Annotated in this window: 2 protein-coding genes; both read right to left on the bottom strand. The window is 72.0% G+C overall.

Going from position 1 to position 1,127, the window contains the following annotated elements:
* Window positions 1–127: 127 nt before the first annotated feature.
* Entirely contained in the window at window positions 128–589 is a 462-nt protein-coding gene (locus A5481_RS14175; RefSeq protein WP_048434281.1) for a RidA family protein, read from the bottom strand.
* 10 nt (window positions 590–599) lie between these two features.
* Window positions 600–1,127, bottom strand: a 528-nt coding sequence (locus A5481_RS14170) for an amidohydrolase family protein (RefSeq protein ID WP_156655626.1), incomplete at its 5' end; no start/stop codon positions are given.

The raw sequence follows: 1,127 nt of genomic DNA, 5'->3' as shown, positions 1-1,127 counted from the left end.
GGCGATCGCGGCGCGCAGGGCGGGGGAGAGCATCGGGAGCCTCGAGAGGGTGGGGACTGACGATTCGCGATGGTGGTCGGGCGAGCCCGGGTCCTGCAAGGGGCGGATCCGCGCCCGCGCTCCCCCGTCAGGGCGCGATCTGCAGGATCGCCTCGACCTCGACCGTCATGGCGTTGGGCAGCGAGCCCATGCCGACCGCCGAGCGGGCGTGGCGGCCGGCCTCGCCGAGCACGTTCACCAGCAGGTCCGAGCAGCCGTTGATGACCTTCGGATGGTCGGCGAAGTCGGGCTCCGCATTGACCATGCCGAGCAGCTTCACCACCGCCCTGATCCGCGACAGGTCGCCGAGCGCCGCCTTGGCGACGGCGAGGAGCTGGAGGCCGGCGAGTTGCGCGTCGGCGTAACCCTCCTCGATCGTGGCGTCGCGGCCGAGCCGCCCGGGGCGGTAGGTGCCGTCGGGGCGCTTGGGGCCCTGGCCCGAGAGGTAGAGCAGGTCGCCGACGATGCGGAACGGCACGTAGTTGGCCACCGGCACCGGCACCTGAGGCAGGGTCAGGCCGAGCTCGGCGAGCTTCTGTTCGGGGGTCATGCGGGATTCCTCAGTTGGCGTGGAAGACGGCGCCGTCGATGACGGTGGCCTTGGCCGACAGGCGCTGCTCGCCCGACAGGTGCGCCCCGGTCGAATCGACGTAGTCGAAGCGGCCGGAATCGAGGGACAGGACTGAGGCGTCGCCGGCCGCACCGGTCCGGAAGGTGCCGAGATCGGCGCGGGTGAGGGCGCGGGCCGGATTGTCGGTGGCGGCGCGGATCACCTCGACGAGCGGCATGCCGAGGCAGAGGAACTTCGACATCGTGGTGAGCAGGTCGAAGGCCGGCCCCTCGATGCAGAGCGCGTGCACGTCCGACGAGATGCAGTCCGGCAGGAAGCCGTTCTCCAGCATCGTGCGGCCGACCGAGAAGGCGAAGGAGCCCATGCCGTGGCCGATGTCGAAGATCACGCCGCGGGCGCGGGCCTCCAGCACCTCGGGGCGCACCCGGCCGTCGGCGGTCACCGGGGTGTTGGGGAACGGCCGGAAGGCGTGGGTGAGGATGTCGCCCGGGCGCAGCCGCGCCAGCACCTCGTCGAG

It is taken from the genome of Methylobacterium platani (assembly GCF_001653715.1).
Taxonomy (GTDB): domain Bacteria; phylum Pseudomonadota; class Alphaproteobacteria; order Rhizobiales; family Beijerinckiaceae; genus Methylobacterium; species Methylobacterium platani.
This window is presented reverse-complemented; position numbering and strand designations above follow the sequence as displayed.

Coding starts and splice junctions, on each gene's coding strand:
- A5481_RS14175 (WP_048434281.1), bottom strand. CDS start 589: ATGACCCCCGAACAGAAGCTCGCCGAGCTCGGCCTGACCCTGCCTCAG.